The 19460-nt window shown below is 65.9% G+C and carries 31 protein-coding genes and 1 pseudogene; all 32 read left to right on the plus strand.

Going from position 1 to position 19460, the window contains the following annotated elements; genetic code table 11:
* Positions 1–149, plus strand: a pseudogene (locus tag ACJ8AN_RS40010) (30S ribosomal protein S12); the annotation flags it as partial.
* A gap of 144 nt (positions 150–293) precedes the next feature.
* Positions 294–764 carry a 30S ribosomal protein S7 gene (gene rpsG, locus ACJ8AN_RS40015; RefSeq protein ID WP_043408972.1) on the plus strand — a complete coding sequence of 157 codons (471 nt, stop codon included), beginning with the start codon at positions 294–296 and terminating at the stop codon, positions 762–764.
* Between the two features lie 142 nt (positions 765–906).
* Positions 907–2982 (plus strand): elongation factor G, encoded by a 2076-nt coding sequence (fusA, locus tag ACJ8AN_RS40020; RefSeq protein WP_407760900.1) that lies wholly within the window; start codon positions 907–909, stop codon positions 2980–2982.
* Between the two features lie 118 nt (positions 2983–3100).
* Positions 3101–4291, plus strand: coding sequence for an elongation factor Tu (gene tuf / locus ACJ8AN_RS40025; RefSeq protein WP_407760901.1), 1191 nt, complete (start codon positions 3101–3103; stop codon positions 4289–4291).
* Between the two features lie 193 nt (positions 4292–4484).
* Positions 4485–4793 carry a 30S ribosomal protein S10 gene (gene rpsJ / locus ACJ8AN_RS40030; RefSeq protein ID WP_002625389.1) on the plus strand — a complete coding sequence of 103 codons (309 nt, stop codon included), beginning with the start codon at positions 4485–4487 and terminating at the stop codon, positions 4791–4793.
* Between the two features lie 53 nt (positions 4794–4846).
* Positions 4847–5470: a 50S ribosomal protein L4 gene (gene rplD / locus ACJ8AN_RS40035; protein WP_407760902.1), complete on the plus strand. Its 624-nt coding sequence runs from the start codon at positions 4847–4849 to the stop codon at positions 5468–5470.
* The gene (locus tag ACJ8AN_RS40040) at positions 5467–5760 is read left to right on the plus strand and encodes a 50S ribosomal protein L23 (RefSeq protein ID WP_407760903.1); all 294 of its coding nucleotides are present in this window, start codon (positions 5467–5469) and stop codon (positions 5758–5760) included. Before rplD ends, ACJ8AN_RS40040 begins: the two co-directional genes overlap by 4 nt.
* A gap of 31 nt (positions 5761–5791) precedes the next feature.
* The gene (rplB, locus tag ACJ8AN_RS40045) at positions 5792–6637 is read left to right on the plus strand and encodes a 50S ribosomal protein L2 (RefSeq protein WP_407760904.1); all 846 of its coding nucleotides are present in this window, start codon (positions 5792–5794) and stop codon (positions 6635–6637) included.
* Positions 6638–6652: 15 nt separating this feature from the next.
* On the plus strand, positions 6653–6934 hold the full coding sequence (gene rpsS / locus ACJ8AN_RS40050; protein WP_267537797.1) for a 30S ribosomal protein S19: 282 nt from the start codon (positions 6653–6655) through the stop codon (positions 6932–6934).
* A 40-nt stretch (positions 6935–6974) separates the two neighbouring features.
* On the plus strand, positions 6975–7322 hold the full coding sequence (rplV, locus tag ACJ8AN_RS40055; RefSeq protein WP_047857261.1) for a 50S ribosomal protein L22: 348 nt from the start codon (positions 6975–6977) through the stop codon (positions 7320–7322).
* 46 nt (positions 7323–7368) lie between these two features.
* Positions 7369–8031, plus strand: coding sequence for a 30S ribosomal protein S3 (gene rpsC, locus ACJ8AN_RS40060; protein ID WP_043409008.1), 663 nt, complete (start codon positions 7369–7371; stop codon positions 8029–8031).
* Between the two features lie 57 nt (positions 8032–8088).
* On the plus strand, positions 8089–8508 hold the full coding sequence (gene rplP, locus ACJ8AN_RS40065; RefSeq protein WP_407760905.1) for a 50S ribosomal protein L16: 420 nt from the start codon (positions 8089–8091) through the stop codon (positions 8506–8508).
* A 60-nt stretch (positions 8509–8568) separates the two neighbouring features.
* Positions 8569–8775, plus strand: coding sequence for a 50S ribosomal protein L29 (gene rpmC / locus ACJ8AN_RS40070; RefSeq protein ID WP_331101194.1), 207 nt, complete (start codon positions 8569–8571; stop codon positions 8773–8775).
* A gap of 11 nt (positions 8776–8786) precedes the next feature.
* Positions 8787–9101, plus strand: a complete 315-nt coding sequence (gene rpsQ / locus ACJ8AN_RS40075; protein ID WP_407760906.1) for a 30S ribosomal protein S17 — start codon at positions 8787–8789, stop codon at positions 9099–9101.
* 105 nt (positions 9102–9206) lie between these two features.
* On the plus strand, positions 9207–9575 hold the full coding sequence (rplN, locus tag ACJ8AN_RS40080; RefSeq protein ID WP_043409019.1) for a 50S ribosomal protein L14: 369 nt from the start codon (positions 9207–9209) through the stop codon (positions 9573–9575).
* 37 nt (positions 9576–9612) lie between these two features.
* On the plus strand, positions 9613–9942 hold the full coding sequence (gene rplX / locus ACJ8AN_RS40085) for a 50S ribosomal protein L24 (protein WP_407760907.1): 330 nt from the start codon (positions 9613–9615) through the stop codon (positions 9940–9942).
* A gap of 174 nt (positions 9943–10116) precedes the next feature.
* Complete coding sequence (gene rplE, locus ACJ8AN_RS40090; protein ID WP_407760908.1) at positions 10117–10770, plus strand: 50S ribosomal protein L5; 654 nt, start codon at positions 10117–10119, stop codon at positions 10768–10770.
* A gap of 15 nt (positions 10771–10785) precedes the next feature.
* Positions 10786–10971 (plus strand): type Z 30S ribosomal protein S14, encoded by a 186-nt coding sequence (locus ACJ8AN_RS40095; protein WP_043409024.1) that lies wholly within the window; start codon positions 10786–10788, stop codon positions 10969–10971.
* A gap of 176 nt (positions 10972–11147) precedes the next feature.
* The gene (rpsH, locus tag ACJ8AN_RS40100; protein WP_407760909.1) at positions 11148–11549 is read left to right on the plus strand and encodes a 30S ribosomal protein S8; all 402 of its coding nucleotides are present in this window, start codon (positions 11148–11150) and stop codon (positions 11547–11549) included.
* A gap of 59 nt (positions 11550–11608) precedes the next feature.
* Positions 11609–12178: a 50S ribosomal protein L6 gene (gene rplF / locus ACJ8AN_RS40105; RefSeq protein WP_407760910.1), complete on the plus strand. Its 570-nt coding sequence runs from the start codon at positions 11609–11611 to the stop codon at positions 12176–12178.
* Positions 12179–12274: 96 nt separating this feature from the next.
* A complete protein-coding gene (gene rplR / locus ACJ8AN_RS40110; RefSeq protein WP_407760911.1) occupies positions 12275–12631 on the plus strand; it encodes a 50S ribosomal protein L18 in 357 nt (118 codons plus the stop codon).
* Positions 12632–12658: 27 nt separating this feature from the next.
* Complete coding sequence (gene rpsE, locus ACJ8AN_RS40115) at positions 12659–13177, plus strand: 30S ribosomal protein S5 (protein ID WP_331101176.1); 519 nt, start codon at positions 12659–12661, stop codon at positions 13175–13177.
* Positions 13178–13179: 2 nt separating this feature from the next.
* Positions 13180–13434, plus strand: coding sequence for a 50S ribosomal protein L30 (gene rpmD / locus ACJ8AN_RS40120; protein WP_407760912.1), 255 nt, complete (start codon positions 13180–13182; stop codon positions 13432–13434).
* Between the two features lie 13 nt (positions 13435–13447).
* The gene (rplO, locus tag ACJ8AN_RS40125) at positions 13448–13963 is read left to right on the plus strand and encodes a 50S ribosomal protein L15 (protein ID WP_407760913.1); all 516 of its coding nucleotides are present in this window, start codon (positions 13448–13450) and stop codon (positions 13961–13963) included.
* Between the two features lie 126 nt (positions 13964–14089).
* Complete coding sequence (gene secY, locus ACJ8AN_RS40130; protein WP_407760914.1) at positions 14090–15436, plus strand: preprotein translocase subunit SecY; 1347 nt, start codon at positions 14090–14092, stop codon at positions 15434–15436.
* A 139-nt stretch (positions 15437–15575) separates the two neighbouring features.
* Positions 15576–16223 (plus strand): adenylate kinase, encoded by a 648-nt coding sequence (locus ACJ8AN_RS40135; protein WP_407760915.1) that lies wholly within the window; start codon positions 15576–15578, stop codon positions 16221–16223.
* Positions 16224–16310: 87 nt separating this feature from the next.
* The gene (gene map / locus ACJ8AN_RS40140; protein ID WP_407760916.1) at positions 16311–17075 is read left to right on the plus strand and encodes a type I methionyl aminopeptidase; all 765 of its coding nucleotides are present in this window, start codon (positions 16311–16313) and stop codon (positions 17073–17075) included.
* Between the two features lie 138 nt (positions 17076–17213).
* Positions 17214–17432 carry a translation initiation factor IF-1 gene (infA, locus tag ACJ8AN_RS40145; RefSeq protein ID WP_043409051.1) on the plus strand — a complete coding sequence of 73 codons (219 nt, stop codon included), beginning with the start codon at positions 17214–17216 and terminating at the stop codon, positions 17430–17432.
* A 78-nt stretch (positions 17433–17510) separates the two neighbouring features.
* A complete protein-coding gene (gene rpmJ / locus ACJ8AN_RS40150; RefSeq protein WP_002633586.1) occupies positions 17511–17627 on the plus strand; it encodes a 50S ribosomal protein L36 in 117 nt (38 codons plus the stop codon).
* A gap of 52 nt (positions 17628–17679) precedes the next feature.
* Positions 17680–18063 (plus strand): 30S ribosomal protein S13, encoded by a 384-nt coding sequence (rpsM, locus tag ACJ8AN_RS40155; RefSeq protein WP_407760917.1) that lies wholly within the window; start codon positions 17680–17682, stop codon positions 18061–18063.
* 68 nt (positions 18064–18131) lie between these two features.
* Positions 18132–18578, plus strand: coding sequence for a 30S ribosomal protein S11 (gene rpsK, locus ACJ8AN_RS40160; RefSeq protein WP_407760918.1), 447 nt, complete (start codon positions 18132–18134; stop codon positions 18576–18578).
* A gap of 64 nt (positions 18579–18642) precedes the next feature.
* Positions 18643–19269 carry a 30S ribosomal protein S4 gene (rpsD, locus tag ACJ8AN_RS40165; protein ID WP_407760919.1) on the plus strand — a complete coding sequence of 209 codons (627 nt, stop codon included), beginning with the start codon at positions 18643–18645 and terminating at the stop codon, positions 19267–19269.
* The last annotated feature ends 191 nt before the right edge of the window (positions 19270–19460 follow it).

A 19460-nucleotide genomic window follows, 5' to 3' on the forward strand; every position in this document is an offset into this window, starting at 1 on the left:
AGGAGCACTCGGTGGTGATGATCCGCGGTGGCCGTGTGAAGGATCTCCCGGGCGTTCGCTACCACATCATCCGCGGCACGCTGGACTCCGTGGGCGTGGCCGGCCGCAAGCAGAGCCGTTCCAAGTACGGCGCCAAGCGCCCGAGCTGATTTCGGGCCGCTGATCACCTTCGTTTCATTCGCATAGGTCGCTTGCCCCGCACCCTGGGGAGCCACCTCGATTTCGCCAACGCAGTTGAAGCCCCATTTGAGTCTCCCGGGTGCATGGGAGCGGGGCGTAAGGGATAGAACGCAATGCCTCGTCGTCGCGTAGTAGCCAAGCGCAAGATCCTTCCCGATCCGAAGTTCCAGGACCGCCTCGTCACGAAGTTCGTGAACGACCTGATGCGCAAGGGGAAGAAGTCCATCGCCGAGCGGGTGTGCTACGGCGCCTTCGCCCTCATCGAGGAGCGCGCGAAGGAAGATCCCCTCAAGACCTTCAAGAAGGCCCTGGACAACGTCAAGCCCGTGCTCGAGGTGAAGAGCCGCCGCGTCGGTGGCGCCACCTACCAGGTGCCCGTGGAGGTCCGTCAGGACCGCCGCGTGGCGCTGGGCATGCGCTGGATCATCACCTACGCCAAGGCGCGTGGTGAGAAGACGGCCATGGAGAAGCTGGCCGGCGAGATCATGGACGCCGCCAACAACCGTGGCAACGCGGTGAAGAAGCGCGAGGACACGCACAAGATGGCCGAGGCCAACAAGGCCTTCGCCCACTACCGCTGGTAGTGCTCTTGGCGTCTTGAAGTACCCGGCACCCGGATGCGGCTCCCGCGTCCGGGTGTTTCCGGTCTTTGACAACCGTTTCGTTGGTTTCGTGGTGGGAAGGGCAGGGGAGCACGCCCAACCCGTTCTGGAGAGGTTCCGAGAAATGCCTCGCGAGTATCCGCTTGAGCGCTATCGCAACATCGGCATCATGGCGCACATCGATGCCGGCAAGACCACGACCACGGAACGGATCCTGTTCTACACAGGAGCCATCCACAAGATGGGCGAGGTGCATGAAGGCACCACGACCACCGACTGGATGGTGCAGGAGCGCGAGCGCGGCATCACCATCACCTCGGCCGCCATCACCGCCTTCTGGACCCGGAACGATCAGAAGTTCCGCATCAACATCATCGACACGCCCGGACACGTGGACTTCACCATCGAGGTGGAGCGCTCTCTGCGCGTGCTGGATGGGGCCATCGCCGTGTTCGACGGCGTGAACGGCGTGGAGCCCCAGTCCGAGACGGTCTGGCGCCAGGCGGACAAGTACAAGGTCCCCCGCATCTGCTTCGTGAACAAGATGGACCGGGTGGGCGCGGACTACACGATGTCCGTCAACACCATCAAGGAGAAGCTGGGTGCGCATCCGGTGCGCCTGCAGCTCCCGCTGGGGGCCGAGGACAAGCACCGCGGCGTGATCGACCTGGTGCGGATGAAGGCGCTGGTGTTCCACGACTCGGAGCAGGGCAGCCGCTACGACGTGGTGGACATCCCCGAGGAGTTCCTCGAGGAGGCCACCGCCGCCCGCGGCGAGCTCGTGGAGACGGCCGCCGAGCAGGACGACGCGCTCACGGAGAAGTTCCTCGAGGGCCAGGAGCTCACCGAGCAGGAGATCCGCTCCGCCATCCGCAAGGGGTGCCTGGGGCTGAAGATCTTCCCGGTGTTCTGCGGCTCGGCCTTCAAGCACAAGGGCGTGCAACCGCTGCTGGACGCGGTGGTGGACTACCTGCCCAACCCGCTGGAAGTGCCCCCGGTGCACGGGAAGACTCCCAAGGGCGAGGACGAGGTCCGCGAGACGGATGACAAGGCCCCGTTCAGCGCCCTGGCGTTCAAGATCATGAACGACCCGGCGTTCCAGTCGCAGACGCTCACGTTCCTCCGCATCTACTCGGGGAAGCTGGAGGCGGGCACCGCGGCGTGGAACTCGGTGAAGGGCAAGCGCGAGCGCATCAGCCGCCTGGTGCAGATGCGCGCGGACAAGAAGGACGAGGTCCAGGAGTGCTACGCCGGTGACATCTGCGCGGTGGTGGGCCTGAAGCTGGCGACCACGGGCGACACGCTCTGCGACGACAAGCACCCCATCATCCTGGAGCGGATGGAGTTCCCCGAGCCCGTCATCGACGTGGCCATCGAGCCGAAGTCCACGGCGGACCAGGACAAGATCATCACGAGCCTCGCGCGCCTGGCGATGGAGGATCCGTCCTTCCGGGTGAAGACGAACGAGGAGACGGGGCAGACCATCATCGCCGGCATGGGCGAGCTGCACCTGGAGATCATCGTCGACCGGCTCCTGCGCGAGTTCAAGGTCGACGCCAACGTGGGCAAGCCCCAGGTGGCCTACCGCGAGACGATCACGAAGCCCGTGCAGAGCGAGGGCAAGTACATCCGCCAGACGGGCGGCAAGGGCATGTACGGCGACATCAAGCTGCGCGTGATGCCCAACGAGCCCGGCGCGGGCTTCTCCTTCGAGAACCAGATCGTCGGCGGGGTGGTGACCAAGGAGTTCGTCGACGCGGCGAAGCAGGGCATCGAGGAGGCCATGCAGAGTGGCCCCATCGCTGGCTACCCGATGCTGGACGTGAAGGTGGAGGCCTACGACGGCTCCATGCACGACGTGGACTCCAACGAGATGGCGTTCAAGATCGCCGGCTCGATGGCCTTCCGGGACGCCGTGCGCAGCGCCGCTCCCGTGCTCCTCGAGCCCATCATGGACTGCGAGATCGTCACCCCGGACGACTTCACGGGCGACGTCATCGGCGACCTGAATGGCCGCCGCGGGAAGATCATGGGCATGGAGCCCCGGCCGGGAGGCGTGCAGGCGATCCACGCCCAGGTGCCTCTGGCCAAGATGTTCGGGTACTCGACCGACCTGCGCAGCCGCAGCCAGGGAAGAGCCACGTACACCATGCGGTTCAGCCACTACGCGCCCGCTTCGAAGGACGCGCTGAACCGTTGATGTGACCGTCTCCCTGAGAGGGGAGCGGGCGATTTAGATTGACGTTTTGGCGGGTTTGGAGCACGACGCAGCACCTTTTCTCGATTCGGCCGGGAAGCCGGTCTCGCGAGGAGCAGCAATGAGTAAGGAAAAGTTCGAAAGAACGAAGCCGCACGTGAACATCGGCACCATCGGTCACGTGGACCATGGCAAGACGTCTCTGACGGCGGCCATCACCAAGGTGCTGGCGAAGACGGGCGGCGCGACGTTCCTCGCCTACGACCAGATCGACAAGGCCCCCGAGGAGCGCGAGCGCGGCATCACCATCTCCACGGCGCACGTGGAGTACCAGACGAAGAACCGTCACTACGCGCACGTGGACTGCCCGGGTCACGCCGACTACGTGAAGAACATGATCACGGGTGCGGCGCAGATGGACGGCGCCATCCTGGTGGTCTCCGCGGCCGACGGCCCGATGCCCCAGACGCGTGAGCACATCCTGCTCGCCCGTCAGGTCGGCGTGCCCTACATCGTTGTCTTCCTGAACAAGGTCGACATGCTGGACGACCCCGAGCTGCGCGAGCTCGTGGAGATGGAAGTCCGCGACCTGCTCAAGAAGTATGACTTCCCCGGCGACTCCATCCCCATCATCCCCGGCTCGGCCCTCAAGGCGCTCGAGGGTGACACCTCGGAGATCGGCGAGCAGGCCATCCTGAAGCTGATGGAGGCGGTGGACTCGTACATCCCCACCCCGCAGCGCGCGACGGACAAGCCCTTCCTGATGCCGGTGGAGGACGTGTTCTCCATCGCCGGCCGCGGTACGGTGGCCACCGGCCGCGTGGAGCGCGGCAAGGTCAAGGTGGGCGAGGAGGTCGAGGTCGTCGGTCTGCGTCCGACGCAGAAGACGGTGGTGACGGGCGTGGAGATGTTCCGCAAGCTGCTCGACGAGGGCATGGCGGGCGACAACATCGGCGCGCTAGTGCGTGGCCTCAAGCGTGAGGACCTCGAGCGTGGCCAGGTGCTCGCCAAGCCGGGCTCCATCACCCCCCACACCAAGTTCAAGGCACAGATCTACGTCCTGACCAAGGAAGAGGGTGGCCGCCACACGCCGTTCTTCAAGGGCTACCGGCCGCAATTCTACTTCCGCACCACGGACGTGACGGGTACGGTGAAGCTGCCGGAGAACGTCGAAATGGTCATGCCCGGCGACAACATCGCCATCGAGGTGGAGCTGATCACCCCGGTGGCCATGGAGAAGGAGCTCCGGTTCGCCGTCCGCGAGGGCGGTCGTACCGTGGGCGCCGGAGTTGTGGCCGAGATCATCGCGTAGTATCTGGAAGTAACCAGCTGCCCCGGCGGTCCTGTTAAAAAAAAGCCGGGGCAGTGGGAATAAGGTTGCAAACACCGGGGCTGCGGTGGTACAAGCCGCGCCCCTTCGAAGAGACGGCTCTGTGACATCCAGGGGACGTTGGGCGTAGCGCCTCCCACAGGCAGGCAGAGGCCGTACAAAGAGGTTTTTGCGAATGGCGACACAGAAGATCCGCATCCGGCTGAAGGCCTACGACTCCAAGCTCCTGGATCAGAGCGCTGGCGAGATCGTTGAGACGGCTCGGCGCACGGGCGCCAAGGTTGCCGGTCCGATCCCGCTGCCCACGCGCATCAACAAGTTCACGGTTCTGCGCTCGCCGCACGTGGACAAGAAGAGCCGCGAGCAGTTCGAGATCCGCACTCACAAGCGCCTGCTCGATATCCTCGAGCCGACCCAGCAGACGCTGGACGCGCTGATGAAGCTGGATCTCTCGGCCGGCGTTGACGTGGAGATCAAGTCCTGAGGAAGCGGGGCTGAGCCCTCGCGGTTCCACTCCGTTCCCCAGAGGAAAGAGCCATGGCGAAGTTCGACGTAGTCGACCTGGATATGAAGAAGGTGTCGGAGCTCGAGCTCTCCGACGAGATTTTCGGCGCCGAGCCGAACGCGAACCTCTTTTACGAGGTCGCGAAGATGCAGCAGATCAACCGGCGCCGGGGTACGGTGGCGGTGAAGAACACCTCGCTGGTGAGCGGCGGTGGCAAGAAGCCCTGGAAGCAGAAGGGCACCGGCCGCGCTCGTCAGGGTTCCATCCGCGCTTCCCACTGGGTGGGCGGCGGCAAGGCGATGGGCCCGAAGCCGCGGGACTACTTCTACCGTCCCCCCAAGAAGGTCCGTCGCGGTGCGCTCAAGGCAGCCCTGTCGCTGCGCGCCCGTGAGAAGACGCTCATCATCGTGAGCGACTTCAGCCTGTCCGCTCCCAAGAGCAAGCAGGCCTTCGAGGCTCTGACCAAGCGCCTGAAGCTGGCCGGCGCGCTGGTCATCGACGCCAAGACCAACACCAACCTGCACCGCAGCGTGCGCAACCTGGCGAAGTTCGATGTTCTGCCCCCCGAGGGCCTGAACCTCGAGTCCGTGCTCCGCCACAAGCACCTGGTGCTCACTTCCGCGGCCGCGAAGGCCATCGAGGGGGCGCTCTCGTGAACACCAACGACGTCATCAAGGGACCGCTCATCACCGAGAAGCTGGACGCGGCCCGCGAGAAGTTCCGGCAGTACTCGTTCATCGTCGACAAGAAGGCCACCAAGTACGACGTGGCCCACGCCGTGGAGACGCTCTTCAAGGTGAGCGTCGAGGGCGTGCGGACCAACATCGTGCGCGGGAAGACGAAGCGGGTGGGCCGCTCGATTGGCAAGCGGCCGAACTTCAAGAAGGCCGTCGTCACCCTCAAGGAGGGGGACAAGATCGAGCTCTTCGAGGGAGGCGCGGTCTAGCGCACGGCGCTGACCGACGTGAGGAACCACCATGGGCATCAAGAAGTACAAGCCGACCTCCGCCGCCCGCCGTCTGATGACGGCGTCTGACTTCGCGGACATCACCAAGGACTCGCCGGAGAAGGGGCTCACCGAGTCCCTCAAGAAGTCCGGCGGCCGCAACGTTCACGGCCACATCACCCGCCGTCACCAGGGTGGTGGTCACAAGCGCCGCTACCGCGTCATCGACTTCAAGCGTCGGGACAAGGATGGCGTGCCGGCCAAGGTCGCGGCGGTCGAGTACGACCCGAACCGCTCCGCCAACATCGCCCTCCTGCACTACGCGGACGGCGAGAAGCGCTACATCCTGGCCCCCGTGGGTCTGGTGGTCGGCGACACGGTGATGGCCGGCGAGGCCGCGGACATCCGTCCGGGCAACACGCTGCCGCTCGTCAACATCCCGATCGGTACCATCATCCACAACGTGGAGCTGAAGCCTGGCCGCGGTGGCCAGATCATCCGCTCCGCGGGCTCCTCCGGCCAGCTGATGGCGAAGGAGGGCCGCTACGCCCAGGTCCGTCTGCCCTCGGGTGCCGTGCGCATGGTGCTCATCGAGTGCCGCGCCACCGTGGGCCAGGTGGGCAACCTGGAGCACGAGATCATCCGCATCGGCAAGGCGGGCCGCAGCCGCTGGCTGGGCATCCGGCCCACCGTCCGCGGTCTGGCGATGAACCCGGTCGACCACCCGCACGGTGGTGGTGAGGGTAAGTCCGGTCAGGGTAACCCGCACCCGGTGTCGCCGTGGGGCCAGAAGACCAAGGGCCTCAGCACCCGCAAGAACAAGCGTACTGACAAGTTCATCGTGAGCGTCCGCCGTCCGGGCGCGCGCAGCCAGTAGTCGAGGGTTCACACAATGGCGCGTTCGATCAAGAAGGGTCCGTTCGTCGATGGTTTCCTCGTGAAGAAGATCGAGGACATGATCAAGACGAACAAGAAGAGTGTCGTGAAGACGTGGTCCCGGCGTTCCACCATCCTGCCGGAGTTCGTGGGGCATACCTTCGCGGTCCACAATGGCCGCAAGTTCATCCCCGTCTTCGTGACCGAGAACATGGTGGGCCACAAGCTCGGCGAGTTCGCCCCGACGCGTACGTTCGGCGGTCACTCGGCGGAGAAGAAGGTCGCCAAGGGCAAGTAGCCGGCCCCGCTGACAGGCGGCGTCCGCCAGAGGAGATGACATGGAGTCGAAGGCACATCTGAGGTTCCTGCGCATGTCGCCCCGTAAGGTTTCCACGGTGGCGGCGCTCGTCCGGGGCAAGCCGGTGGGGCAGGCCCTGAACATCCTGCGCTTCACCAGCCGCGCCGCGGCCGTTCCGGTGGCCAAGCTCATCAAGAGCGCCGTGGCCAACGCGACCGACCTGTCCAAGGGCCAGGTCGACGTGGACAAGCTGATCGTGAAGACGATCTCGGTGGATCAGGGGCCGACCCAGCGCCGCTATATGCCGCGCGCCATGGGCCGGGCCACGCGCATCAACAAGAAGACCAGCCACATTCACGTGGTGCTGGAGGAGGCGGCCAAGAAGTAAGGCCGCCCCCTGGCGCCCCACGCAACCGATTCGAAGGAGAAGCACGTTGGGCCAGAAAGTCCATCCCATTGGGTTCCGCCTCGGGGTCATCAAGACCTGGGACTCCAAGTGGTTCGAGCACAAGAACTACGCGCAGTGGCTGCATGAAGACATCCGCATCCGCGAGTTCGTGAAGAAGTCGCTCGCCCACGCGGGTGTCTCCAAGGTGGAGATCGAGCGCGCGGCGAACAAGGTGAAGGTCAACGTGCACACCGCGCGCCCGGGCATCGTCATCGGCAAGCGCGGTGCCGGCATCGAGACGGTGAAGAAGGACCTCCAGCAGTTCACCAAGAACGAGGTCTTCCTCAACATCGTCGAGGTCCGCAAGGCCGAGACGGACGCGCAGCTGGTGGCCGAGAACATCGCCACCCAGCTCGAGCGCCGTATCGCCTTCCGCCGCGCCATGAAGAAGGCGCTGCAGACGGCGATGAAGTTCGGCGCCAAGGGCATCCGTGTCTCCTGCTCCGGCCGCCTCGGTGGCGCGGAGATGGCCCGCTACGAGTGGTACCGCGAGGGCCGCGTGCCCCTGCACACCCTGCGTGCGGACATCGACTACGGGTTCGCCGAGGCGAAGACCACCTACGGCAAGATCGGTTGCAAGGTCTGGATCTGCCGCGGCGAGGTCCTGCCCACCAAGGGTGGCCAGGCCGCTCCGGCCGCCAACCGCTAACTCTCCGGATCGCCGCCCCGGGAGGGGCGGCGGGCTCGGACCTGAAGGACACCGACGATGCTTCAGCCTGCTCGTACGAAGTTCCGCAAGATGCACAAGGGCCGCACGCCCGGTCGGGCGTACCGCGGCAGCGATCTCACCTACGGTGAGTACGGCCTCATGTCCCTGCAGCCGGGGTGGATCACCTCGCGGCAGATCGAGGCGGCCCGTATCGCGATGACGCGTCACATCAAGCGTGGCGGCAAGATCTGGATCCGCGTGTTCCCGGACAAGCCGATCACGAAGAAGCCCGCCGAGACCCGTATGGGTACCGGTAAGGGTGGTGTGGAGTACTACGTGGCGGTGGTCAAGCCCGGCCGCATCCTCTATGAGATGGAGGGTATGACGCCCGAGGTTGCCACGGCCGCCCTGAAGCTGGCCCAGGCGAAGCTGCCGGTGCTGACGAGGATCGTCAGCCGCAGCGAGCTGGCGCTCTAGTTCTGCCTCCGGGCGGCCCACTGAAGAGGGGGCCGCCCGCTGGCCTGAGGAGATTTGAAGATGGCGACTGCGAAGGAACTCAAGGAGCTCTCGGCGGACGACCTGAAGCGGCGCGCGGCCGAGCTGCGCGACACGCTCTTCCAGGATCAGCTCAAGCGGGCCACCGGCTCGCTGGACAATCCGTCCGAGCGCACCCAGCACAAGCGCGACCTGGCGCGCATCCTGACCGTCCTGGGAGAGAAGACCCGGACGGAGAAGAAGGCTTAGGAGCTTTTCTCATGGCTGAAGCGACTCAATCCACCTCCGCCAAGACCTCCACCCGCGGCCGTCCCAAGACCCGCGTGGGGATCGTGACGTCCAACAAGATGCAGAAGACGGTGGTGGTCACCGTCTCGCGCCGCGCCGCTCACCCGAAGTACGGGAAGATCATGAGCATGCGCGAGAAGTACAAGGCGCACGTCGAGGACCACGACTATCCGACCAAGGTCACCATCAACGAGGGTGATCGCGTGCGGATCGCCGAGACCAAGCCCGCCTCGAAGGACAAGCGCTGGCGCGTGGTCGAGGTGTTGGAGAAGAGCAAGAACGTCTGAGCCGTCCGAGCTCGCGCTGCCACCCGGCGCGCGAGGCCGTGGCTCGAGCCGCGCAGTGCCCCCCCTACCGGTGGGGCCTGCCGTAGCTGAGATAGGAGATTCCAGATGATTCAGATGACGAGCGTGCTCGACGTGGCCGACAACTCGGGCGCCAAGAAGGTGTTCTGCATCAAGGTGCTTGGAGGCTCCAAGCGCAAGTACGCGTCCATCGGCGATGTGATCGTCGTGTCGGTGCGCGAGGCGCTGCCGAACTCCAAGGTGAAGAAGGGTGATGTGGCCAAGGCCGTCATCGTGCGCACCGCGCGCGAGGTGGGCCGTCCGGATGGCAGCTACATCAAGTTCGATGGCAACTCCGCCGTCCTCATCAACAAGGACATGGAGCCCATTGGAACGCGCATCTTCGGGCCGGTGGCCCGCGAGCTCCGCGCCCGCAAGTTCATGAAGATCATCTCGCTCGCTCCCGAGGTCCTCTAGTAGGGCATCAGGCGGTCCGCGAGGAGGGAGAGGAACCATGGAGAAGCTCAAGGTTGGAGATACCGTCCAGGTCATCGCCGGCGCCGAGCGCTCGGAGAAGACCCCGGCGAGCAAGCGCGGCAAGGTGCTGAAGATCGACCGTGAGGCCGAGCGCGTGACCGTCGAGGGCGTGCGCCTGGTCAAGCGGCACCTCCGCAAGACGCCCCAGCAGCCCGAGGGCGGCATCGTGGAGAAGGCGGGCACCATCCACATCTCGGACGTGCAGGTGGTTTGCGCCAAGTGCGACAAGCCGACCCGCGTGGGCGTCCGGGCTGATGGGGACAAGAAGAAGCGGTTCTGCAAGAACTGCGACGCCCTGATTGACTAGGGGTGCCGGTTCGGGCATTTATGCGCGCCCTTTGTCCTACCCGGACGAGGGGAGGGCGGGCGTGCATACCCGGAGCTCTGAAGGACCCATGGGGGCTCCGGTGTTACCAGTTTCCACGCAGTACTGATCGGCGCGCTGGGTCCATGACGGCGCTCCGAAGCAGAGGACCAAACGATGGCTGAAGAGAAGAAGGAAGCGGCGCCGAAGAAGGAGAAGAAGGGCCGCAAGAAGGAAGAAGTCAAGAAGGCAGGCTTCGCGGCGAACATCGAGGAGGGCCTCAAGGTCGGTCCGGCGCGTCTGAAGCTGCGCTTCCGCAAGGAGGGCGTGCCCGCGCTGATGAAGGAGCTGGGGCTCAAGAACCCCATGCAGGTGCCCCGCCTCGAGAAGATCGTCGTGAACATGGGTCTGGGCGAGGCGCTCGCCAACGCGAAGATCCTCGAGTCCGCCGTGGACCAGATGGGTGCCATCACCGGCCAGAAGCCCGTGGTGACCCGCGCCCGCAAGTCCATCGCGAACTTCAAGCTGCGCCAGGGCCAGGCCATCGGTGCCGCGGTCACGCTGCGCGGCGACCGGATGTACGAGTTCCTGGACCGCCTCATCACCGTGGCCCTGCCGCGCGTGCGTGACTTCAAGGGCGTGTCCCCCAAGGCTTTCGACGGGAAGGGCAACTACACGCTCGGTGTGCGCGAGCAGATCATCTTCCCGGAAATCAACTACGATCAGATCGAGAAGGTGAAGGGGCTCAACATCAGCTTCGTCACCACCGCGGCGAACGATGAGCAGGGGTTGGCGCTGATGCGTCACTTCGGCATGCCGTTCCGCCAGTAACGAGGACACGCATCCATGGCCAAGCTCTCCAAGATCGCCCAGGCGAAGCGCAAGCCGAAGTTCTCCGTGCGCGCGTACAACCGTTGCCCGCTCTGCGGCCGGCCCCGCGCGTTCCTGCGCAAGTTCAACATGTGCCGTATCTGCTTCCGGCACCGCGCCCTGCGCGGCGAGATCACCGGCGTCACCAAGTCGTCCTGGTAGTCGGACGCGGGTGTCCGGCCCCGAGCAGGGGCCCGGGTGCCTGGCCCGCCCTAAAAGAGGGTGGGCCGAAGCAGCACGAGCATGGCAACCGTGGCGAACCCCCGGGATGGGCCCGGCAGGCGCGGCGGTTGCGAGCGCGGAGGCGGTGAAGCCGCTCCGCACGGAAGGTAGCCTTCATGTCGGTCATCAACGATCCCATCGGCGACATGCTGACCCGTCTGCGCAATGGTTCGCGCGCGCGTCACGACAAGGTCGTCATCCCCCACTCGAACCTCAAGGTCGAGATCATCAAGGTCCTCAAGAGCGAGGGCTTCATCGGGGACTACACCATCCACGAGCGCGCCCCGCAGAACGAGATCAGCGTTCAGCTGAAGTACGGCCAGGATCGCGCTCCGGCCATCACCGGCATCCGCCGCGTGTCCAAGCCCGGCCTGCGCCGCTACGTCAACTCGCGTGAGATTCCGCAGGTGCTCGGCGGTCTGGGCATCTCCATCCTGTCCACGTCGCGTGGCGTGATGGTGGACTCCGAGGCTCGCAAGCAGAAGGTCGGCGGCGAGCTGCTCTGCACCGTCTACTAGCCAGCTGCCGGGTGGCGCGGCTTCTGCCGTGACCCCGGACCCACTGCACTGAGGGAATCATGAGTCGGATTGGAAAGCTTCCGGTCAAGCTGGCGGACAAGACGAAGGCCACCGTGTCGGGCCGCCAGGTCAGTTTCGAGGGCCCCAAGGGCAAGATGGTCGTTCAGCTGCCCGCCACCGGCGTGAAGGTGAAGATCGCCGGCAACGAGGTGACGGTCGAGCGCGAGAACGAGTCGCGCGAGGCCCGCAGCCTGCACGGCCTCACCCGCACGCTGCTGGCCAACGCGGCCAAGGGCGTGTCCACGGGCTTCGAGCGCCGCCTGGACATCCGCGGCGTCGGTTTCCGCGCCGAGGTGAAGGGCAAGGCGATCAACTTCTCGCTGGGCTACTCGCACCCGGTGGTGTTCAACCTGCCCGAGGGCGTGACGGCCGAGGTCGACAAGGCCGCCCGCACCGAGGACGGTCTGCCCACCCTGGGGCTGACCCTGCGCTCGGCGGACAAGGAGGCCCTCGGGGCCGCCGCGGTGAAGATCCGCGCCCTGCGCCCGCCCGAGCCGTACAAGGGCAAGGGCATCAAGTACTCGACCGAGAAGATCCGCCGTAAGGAAGGCAAGACCGGTACGGCCTAGTCGGAGTGAACACCCAACCGTGGGGCTCCTGGTGGGGTCCCACAATCATCCGGCGGTGGAAGTCCCCATCACCGCCGGACGGAGAAGGAATCATCCATGTCGAAGAAGCTCGATCCGCGCCTCAAGAGGAAGGACCGCATCCGCAAGAAGCTCTCGGGTACCACCGAGCGGCCGCGGCTCACGGTCTACAAGAGCCTCAAGCACATCTACGCCCAGGTGGTGGACGACACCTCTGGCCGCACCCTGGCCTTCGCCTCGTCGCTCTCCAAGGAGCTCAAGGGCAAGGACGAGGGCGACAAGAAGGCCGAGGCGAAGCGCGTGGGCTCCCTCATCGCCGAGAAGTGCAAGGCGGCCAATGTCGTGGCGGTGGTGTTCGACCGCAACGGCTTCCCCTACCATGGTCGGATCGCCGCTGTGGCTGACGCCGCGCGCGAGGCCGGGCTCAAGTTCTAGCAACCTTTCGAATAAGGAAGTTTCCAAGTGGCAACTCCGATCAATCCGAACGATCTCGACCTCACCGACCGCGTGGTGAACATCAACCGCGTGGCCAAGGTGGTGAAGGGCGGCCGGCGGTTCTCGTTCGCCGCGCTGGTGGTGGTGGGCGATGGTGCCGGCCACGTGGGCGTGGGCCTGGGCAAGGCCAACGAGGTTCCCGAGGCCATCCGCAAGGGAGGCGAGAACGCCAAGAAGAACCTGTTCCGCGTCCCGCTGCAGGGCCACACCATTCCCCACGAGGTGCTCGGTCACTTCGGCGCGGGCTGGGTGCTCCTGAAGCCGGCCGGTGAGGGTACGGGCGTCATCGCCGGTGGCGCGGTGCGCGCGGTCCTCGAGGCGGCGGGCATCCGCAACATCCTGACCAAGAGCCAGGGTTCGCGGAACCCCCACAACGTGCTCAAGGCAACCGTGGCGGGCCTGAAGACCCTCCGCTCGCCGGAGCAGGTGTCGCGCCTGCGCGGCAAGGACGTGGGTCCCCAGAAGTCCGATGAGGCGAGGGGTTAATCATGGCCATCAAGGTCAAGCTGACGAAGAGCTTCTCGGGTTCGTCCGAGGATCAGCTCGCGACGATCGATAGCCTCGGACTGAAGAAGTTCGGCGACGAGCGTCTCCTGAAGGACACGCCGGCCATCCGCGGCATGGTGAACAAGGTCCGTCACCTGGTGACGGCCGAGACGGTTGCTGGCGAGGCGCCGAAGGCGACCCGCCGCAAGGCTCGGAAGATCCGGGTCCGGGACGCCGCGCGCGCCCGCAAGGCCTAAGAGGGTTCAGACAATGACGACGCTCAACAAGCTGAAGCGCCCCGAGGGCTCCTGGCACCGCAAGAAGCGCGTGGGCCGTGGCCAGGGTAGCGGTCTGGGCAAGACGGCCGGCCGCGGTGGCAAGGGCCAGAAGGCCCGCAGTGGCAACATGCGGTTCGAGGGCTTCGAGGGTGGCCAGAGCCCCCTGCAGCGCCGCCTGCCGAAGTTCGGCTTCAACTCGCCCAACCGCACCCAGTACGCGGTGGTGAACCTGGCGGACCTCGAGGGCTTCGACGTGGGCGCCACGGTGGATGTGGCCGCGCTGGAGGCCAAGGGCCTGGTGAAGGGCCGCTACGACGGCGTGAAGGTGCTCGGCAACGGCTCCCTCACCAAGAAGCTGACCATCCGGGTCAACAAGGCCTCGGCCGCGGCTCGTGAGGCCATCGAGAAGGCGGGCGGTTCCGTGGAGGAGCTCCCCCTGATGGCCCACAAGCCCGAGTCCGCCGCCAAGGCCCACTCCGGCAAGGGCGTGAAGCAGGCCCGGTCGTGAGGGTAGGGCGCGTGTCACTCTCAGTGGTGCGCGCCTTTCCATCCGTGTAGGATTCCGCGCCCCTTTCCGAATTCGGACAGGGGCGCTGCTGTTCTGGCAGAAACCTTTTTGGGGGATGGATCCCACGTGGCTCTGAACGCCTTCGCCAACGTCTTCCGCATCGCGGAGCTGCGCAGCCGGCTCATCTATACGCTCGTGCTGCTCGCGGTGTACCGCATCGGCATCTTCATCAATACCCCGGGCGTGGACCGGGCCGCGATGAACGCGTTCATGGACGCCCAGCGCCAGTCGGGCGGCCTGTTCTCGCTCTTCAACCTGTTCTCCGGCGGCGCCCTGAACCAGATGTCCATCTTCGGTCTGGGCATCATGCCGTACGTGTCCGCCTCCATCATCATCCAGCTGCTGGCGGTGGTGGTGCCCACCTTCGAGCGGCTGCAGAAGGAGGGCGCCGGCGGCCGCCAGAAGATCAACCAATACACCCGCTACGGCACCATCGGCCTGTCCATCATCCAGGGCATCGGCATCTCGCGCTGGCTGGCCTCGCTGGGCCGCACCGACGCGGGCCAGGCCGGCTTCAACCAGGTGGTGGTCCCCAACGACAACGCCTGGTTCACCTTCATGACGGTGATCAGCCTCACGGCGGGCACCGCGTTCATCATGTGGCTGGGTGAGCGCATCACCGAGCGCGGCATCGGCAACGGCATCTCCCTCATCATCTTCGCGGGCATCGTGGCGGGCCTGCTGCCCAGCGGCAAGACGCTGTTGGATCTGGTGCAGCAGGAGGTCGTCGGCATGGCGGCCGTGGCGGCCCTGCTCGTCTTCATGATCATCGTCGTCGGCGTGGTGGTGTACGTCGAGCGAGGCATGAGGCGCATCCCGGTGCAGTACGCCAAGCGGATGGCCGGGCGGCGCATGTTCGCGGGCCAGGCCACCTACTTCCCGATGAAGGTGAATACCTCGGGCGTGATTCCGCCGATCTTCGCCGGCGCGCTGCTGTCCTTCCCGGCTACGCTGGGCACCTGGTTCCCGTTCCTCCAGGGCGTCCAGCGCAGCATCGAGTCCAGCTCCTGGGTGTACAACGGCGTCTTCGTGCTGCTGATCATCTTCTTCGCCTACTTCTACACGGCGCTGACCTTCCGGCCGGACGACGTGGCGGACAACATCAAGAAGCAGGGCGGCTACATCCCGGGCATCCGTCCGGGCCGGCAGACGGCGGACTTCATCGAGGGCGTGCTCAACCGCATCACCTTCGGCGGCGCGCTCTACCTGGCGGCCATCTGCGTGATTCCGTCCATCATGAGCAACATGCTCGGCGTGCCCTTCCGGTTCGGCGGCACGGCGCTGCTCATCGTGGTGGGCGTGGCGCTGGACACGGTGCAGCAGATCGAGGGTCACCTCATCAGCCGCAACTACGAGGGCTTCGCGGGTCCTCGCGGTCCGCGCATCCGCGGCCGGGTTCGCGTGGCTGCCTAGTCGGGGCAGCTGTGTCGCGGGCGCTCCTCCCCCTCACCCCGGGGAGGGGCGCCTCGTCGTTCCAGGGGTGTGTGAGTAGCGGGACGAGCTGGGCCGTGGCCCCCTCCCGCGCTTCTTCCTGACGAGCTGAGAGGAACAAATGAACCTCATCCTGTTGGGCCCGCCGAACGCGGGGAAGGGGACCCAGGCGAAGAAGCTGTACGCGGATTTCAAGATTCCGCAGATCTCCACGGGTGACATCCTCCGCAAGGCGGTTCGTGAGGGCACGGAGCTGGGCAAGCTGGCCGGGCCGTTGATGGCCGCGGGCGCCTACGTGCCGGACGAGATCGTCATCGGAATCGTGGAGGAGCGCCTGAAGGAGCCGGACTGCGCCAACGGCTTCATCCTCGACGGCTTCCCGCGCACCACGCCGCAGGCCGAGGCGCTCGAGCGCATGCTGTCCAAGCTAGGCAAGAAGCTGGACGCCGTGGTGTCGCTCGAGGTGCCGCACGAGAAGCTCATCGAGCGCGGCTCCGGGCGCCGCTCCTGCCCCACGTGCGGGTCCGTCTACCACGTCTACCAGAGCCCCCCGAAGAAGGCGGGCTTCTGCGACAAGGACGGCACCGGGCTCGTTCAGCGCGAGGACGACAAGGCCGAGGTCATCGAGAAGCGTCTGAAAAAGTACGACGCGGAGACGGCCCCGCTGAAGCACTTCTACGCGCAGCGCGGCCTGCTCAAGAGCATCGACGGCGTGGGCTCTCCCGAGGGCATCTACGAGGAGATCAAGAAGGCGGCGGGCAGGGCCTGACGGTCTGCCGGGCGGGCCGGCGGACAGGGGGAGGGTGCGCGGAGTGCGCGCCCGCCCTCCGACGGTTCAACCAGCGTCGAGGCAGTCATGGGCCAGGTCGAAATCAAGAGCCGCGAGGAGATCGCCCTCATGCGCGAAGCGGGACGCATCGTGAGTGACATCCTTGATGAGCTCGAGAAGGCGGTGGCGCCGGGCGTCACCACCTGGGACCTGGACGCCCTGGCCGAGAAGCTCCTCGCCCAGAAGGGGGCCCGGCCGGCCTTCAAGGGCTACCACGGCTTCCCCGCCTGCCTGTGCGCCTCCGTCAACCACGAGGTGGTGCACGGAATCCCCTCCAAGCGGCGCAAGCTGCGGGAGGGGGACCTGATGAAGCTGGACTTCGGGGCGGTATACCGGGGCTTCTTCGGGGACTCGGCCCGGACGGTGCCGGTGGGGAAGGTGAGTGCCGAGGCCCAGGCCCTGCTGGACGCCACCCGCCAGGCGCTCCACAAGGGCATTCAAGCCATGGTCCCCGGCAACCGGGTGGGGGACATCGGGTACGCCGTGCAGAGCTACGTGGAAGCCCGGGGCTACTCCGTGGCCCGCGGCTTCACCGGCCACGGGATTGGGCGGCGCCTCCACGAGGAGCCCGAGGTGCCCAACGTGGGCCAGCGGGGCAGTGGTATGAAGCTTCGTCCAGGAATGGTCCTCGCGGTGGAGCCCATGGTGAACCAGGGCACGGATGAGGTGGAGCTGCTCGAGGATGACTGGACAGCGATTACGCTCGACCGCAAGCTTTCCGCTCACTTCGAGCACACGGTGCTCATCACCCAGGGAGGGCCGGAAGTCCTCACCCGGCAGAGGGCCGGGTAGGCGAGCGGAATACCCGGTAGTACACGGGGGTTGGTAGAAATTCGGGTTTACAGCGCGAGGATGCTTGCCACTTCTGGACCAAAGTGTTATCCCGCCGCGCTTCCAGGAGTTCAGGTGGTCCGCGAGAGGGTTATCTGATTGCCGAAGGATGATTCCATTGAAGTCGAGGGGACCGTGATGGAGCCCCTCCCGAACGCGATGTTCCGCGTGGTGCTGGACAATGGCCACAAGGTGCTCGCGCACATCTCGGGCAAGATGCGGATGCACTTCATCCGTATCCTCCCGGGCGACAAGGTGAAGGTGGAGCTCTCCCCGTACGATTTGAGCCGGGGCCGCATCACCTACCGGGCGAAGTAGCAAGGGCCTGGTTCCGCGGAATGGCGGACCGGCCCTCGAGGCTTTTCTTTTCTAAAAGCAAGGAAGGGAAGTACCGCCATGAAGGTTCGGGCGTCCGTCAAGAAGATTTGCGACAAGTGCAAGGTTGTCCGCCGCAAGGGCATCGTGCGCGTCATCTGCGCCTCCAACCCGCGGCACAAGCAGCGCCAGGGCTAGGCCCCCACAAGGGCTCGGCTCCAGACCAACTCACCAGAAGGAACGACTGAAGATGGCTCGTATCGCCGGCATCGACCTCCCGCCCAACAAGCGCGCGGTGATCTCGCTCCAGTACATCTACGGGATCGGCAACAAGTCCGCCCACGACATCATCACGGCGGCGGGCATCGATCTCGCCACCCGGACCAAGGACCTCACCGAGGAGCAGACTCGCAAGATCCGCGAGGTCCTCGAGGCCACCTACAAGGTCGAGGGTGACCTCCGTCGCGAGGTGACCATGAACATCAAGCGGCTGATGGACCTGGGTTGCTACCGGGGTCTGCGTCACCGCAAGGGTCTGCCGGTTCGTGGCCAGCGGACGCACACCAACGCGCGCACCCGCAAGGGTCCGAAGCGCGGCATCGTGCGCGCCAAGCCGGCGGCGGGCCCTCGCTAGTTCTTCCACCTGCGCCGGCCCCCTGAGGCGCCGGCGTCGATCACCTACTTCCAGGAGCAACGCTTTCCATGGCTGAAGAGACCAACGCGCCTGCGGCACCGGCCGCTGCGGCCCCCGCGGCGGGTGACACCGCCGCCGCGCGCAAGAAGAGCAAGAAGGGCAAGAAGAACATCCTCAATGGCGTGGTCCACATCCAGTCCACGTTCAACAACACCATCATCACGATCACGGACGTGTCCGGGAACGTGATCTCCTGGTCCTCGGCCGGCGCTCGCGGTTTCCGCGGCAGCCGCAAGTCGACGCCGTTCGCCGCCCAGGTGGCCGCCGGTGACGCCGCCGCCAAGGCGATGGAGCATGGTCTGAAGAACGTGACGGTGCTGGTGAAGGGTCCTGGCGCGGGCCGTGAGTCCGCCCTGCGTGCCCTGGCCGCCGCCGGCCTGAAGATCGCGCTCATTCGCGACGTGACGCCCATCCCGCACAACGGCTGCCGTCAGCCCAAGCGCCGCCGCGTCTAGTTCCATCCCGGGCCGCTCCCTTCGCGGGGAGCGGTCCTAGACCATCTTTACACGGAGAAGCATCGTGGCCCGTTATACCGCCTCCGCCTGCCGCATCTGCCGGCGTGAGAACCTGAAGATGTACCTCAAGGGTGACCGCTGCTACACGGACAAGTGTGCCATCGAGCGGCGTCCCTATCCCCCCGGCCAGCACGGCCAGGGTCGCGTGAAGTTCTCCGGCTACGGCGTGCAGCTGCGCGAGAAGCAGAAGGTCAAGCGCATGTACGGCCTGCTGGAGAACCAGTTCCGCGGCTACTACCACCGCGCCTCCGCGGCCAAGGGCAAGACGGGTGAGAACCTCCTGCAGCAGCTGGAGCTCCGCCTGGACAACGTCGTGTTCCGCATGGGCTTCGCGGACACCCGCGCCGAGGCCCGCCAGCTGGTGCGCCACGGCCACTTCACGGTGAACGGCAAGCGGGTGAACATCCCGTCCTTCGCCGTCAAGCCCGGCACCACCATCGAGGTGGCCGAGAAGAGCCGGAAGATCCTCCGCATCTCCGAGGCGCTGGAGACCGTGGATCGCCGCGGCGTGCCGCAGTGGATCGACCTGGACAAGAAGGGCTTCAAGGCGACGGTGAGGACCGCCCCGAACCGCGAGGACCTCACCATGCCGATCCAGGAGCAGCTCATCGTCGAGTTGTACTCGAAGTAATCGGTCTGGCTCGCCCACCCCTGGGCGAATCCCACCGCTGGAGCTGTCGTACGCGCCCTGGCCTCACCCGCCGGGGCGTCGTGCTTCTTGCCGGCCCCCCTGCAACACCCCCGGGCCGGCCTGTATCGAAAGAACCCCACGTGCCCATCCTCCCGCCACCCCGGCGGGTAAGTCGGTGGTGGCGCACGTCA

This window comes from Archangium sp. (genome assembly GCF_045802675.1).
Taxonomy (GTDB): domain Bacteria; phylum Myxococcota; class Myxococcia; order Myxococcales; family Myxococcaceae; genus Archangium.

Excerpts from the sequence above, each read along its gene's own strand:
- rpsG (WP_043408972.1), top strand. The coding sequence starts at position 294 with ATGCCTCGTCGTCGCGTAGTAGCCAAGCGCAAGATCCTTCCCGATCCG.
- fusA (WP_407760900.1), top strand. The coding sequence starts at position 907 with ATGCCTCGCGAGTATCCGCTTGAGCGCTATCGCAACATCGGCATCATG.
- tuf (WP_407760901.1), top strand. The coding sequence starts at position 3,101 with ATGAGTAAGGAAAAGTTCGAAAGAACGAAGCCGCACGTGAACATCGGC.
- rpsJ (WP_002625389.1), top strand. The coding sequence starts at position 4,485 with ATGGCGACACAGAAGATCCGCATCCGGCTGAAGGCCTACGACTCCAAG.
- rplD (WP_407760902.1), top strand. The coding sequence starts at position 4,847 with ATGGCGAAGTTCGACGTAGTCGACCTGGATATGAAGAAGGTGTCGGAG.
- rplB (WP_407760904.1), top strand. The coding sequence starts at position 5,792 with ATGGGCATCAAGAAGTACAAGCCGACCTCCGCCGCCCGCCGTCTGATG.
- rpsS (WP_267537797.1), top strand. The coding sequence starts at position 6,653 with ATGGCGCGTTCGATCAAGAAGGGTCCGTTCGTCGATGGTTTCCTCGTG.
- rplV (WP_047857261.1), top strand. The coding sequence starts at position 6,975 with ATGGAGTCGAAGGCACATCTGAGGTTCCTGCGCATGTCGCCCCGTAAG.
- rplP (WP_407760905.1), top strand. The coding sequence starts at position 8,089 with ATGCTTCAGCCTGCTCGTACGAAGTTCCGCAAGATGCACAAGGGCCGC.
- rpmC (WP_331101194.1), top strand. The coding sequence starts at position 8,569 with ATGGCGACTGCGAAGGAACTCAAGGAGCTCTCGGCGGACGACCTGAAG.
- rpsQ (WP_407760906.1), top strand. The coding sequence starts at position 8,787 with ATGGCTGAAGCGACTCAATCCACCTCCGCCAAGACCTCCACCCGCGGC.
- rplN (WP_043409019.1), top strand. The coding sequence starts at position 9,207 with ATGATTCAGATGACGAGCGTGCTCGACGTGGCCGACAACTCGGGCGCC.
- rplX (WP_407760907.1), top strand. The coding sequence starts at position 9,613 with ATGGAGAAGCTCAAGGTTGGAGATACCGTCCAGGTCATCGCCGGCGCC.
- rplE (WP_407760908.1), top strand. The coding sequence starts at position 10,117 with ATGGCTGAAGAGAAGAAGGAAGCGGCGCCGAAGAAGGAGAAGAAGGGC.
- ACJ8AN_RS40095 (WP_043409024.1), top strand. The coding sequence starts at position 10,786 with ATGGCCAAGCTCTCCAAGATCGCCCAGGCGAAGCGCAAGCCGAAGTTC.
- rpsH (WP_407760909.1), top strand. The coding sequence starts at position 11,148 with ATGTCGGTCATCAACGATCCCATCGGCGACATGCTGACCCGTCTGCGC.
- rplF (WP_407760910.1), top strand. The coding sequence starts at position 11,609 with ATGAGTCGGATTGGAAAGCTTCCGGTCAAGCTGGCGGACAAGACGAAG.
- rplR (WP_407760911.1), top strand. The coding sequence starts at position 12,275 with ATGTCGAAGAAGCTCGATCCGCGCCTCAAGAGGAAGGACCGCATCCGC.
- rpmD (WP_407760912.1), top strand. The coding sequence starts at position 13,180 with ATGGCCATCAAGGTCAAGCTGACGAAGAGCTTCTCGGGTTCGTCCGAG.
- rplO (WP_407760913.1), top strand. The coding sequence starts at position 13,448 with ATGACGACGCTCAACAAGCTGAAGCGCCCCGAGGGCTCCTGGCACCGC.
- ACJ8AN_RS40135 (WP_407760915.1), top strand. The coding sequence starts at position 15,576 with ATGAACCTCATCCTGTTGGGCCCGCCGAACGCGGGGAAGGGGACCCAG.
- map (WP_407760916.1), top strand. The coding sequence starts at position 16,311 with ATGGGCCAGGTCGAAATCAAGAGCCGCGAGGAGATCGCCCTCATGCGC.
- rpmJ (WP_002633586.1), top strand. The coding sequence starts at position 17,511 with ATGAAGGTTCGGGCGTCCGTCAAGAAGATTTGCGACAAGTGCAAGGTT.
- rpsM (WP_407760917.1), top strand. The coding sequence starts at position 17,680 with ATGGCTCGTATCGCCGGCATCGACCTCCCGCCCAACAAGCGCGCGGTG.
- rpsK (WP_407760918.1), top strand. The coding sequence starts at position 18,132 with ATGGCTGAAGAGACCAACGCGCCTGCGGCACCGGCCGCTGCGGCCCCC.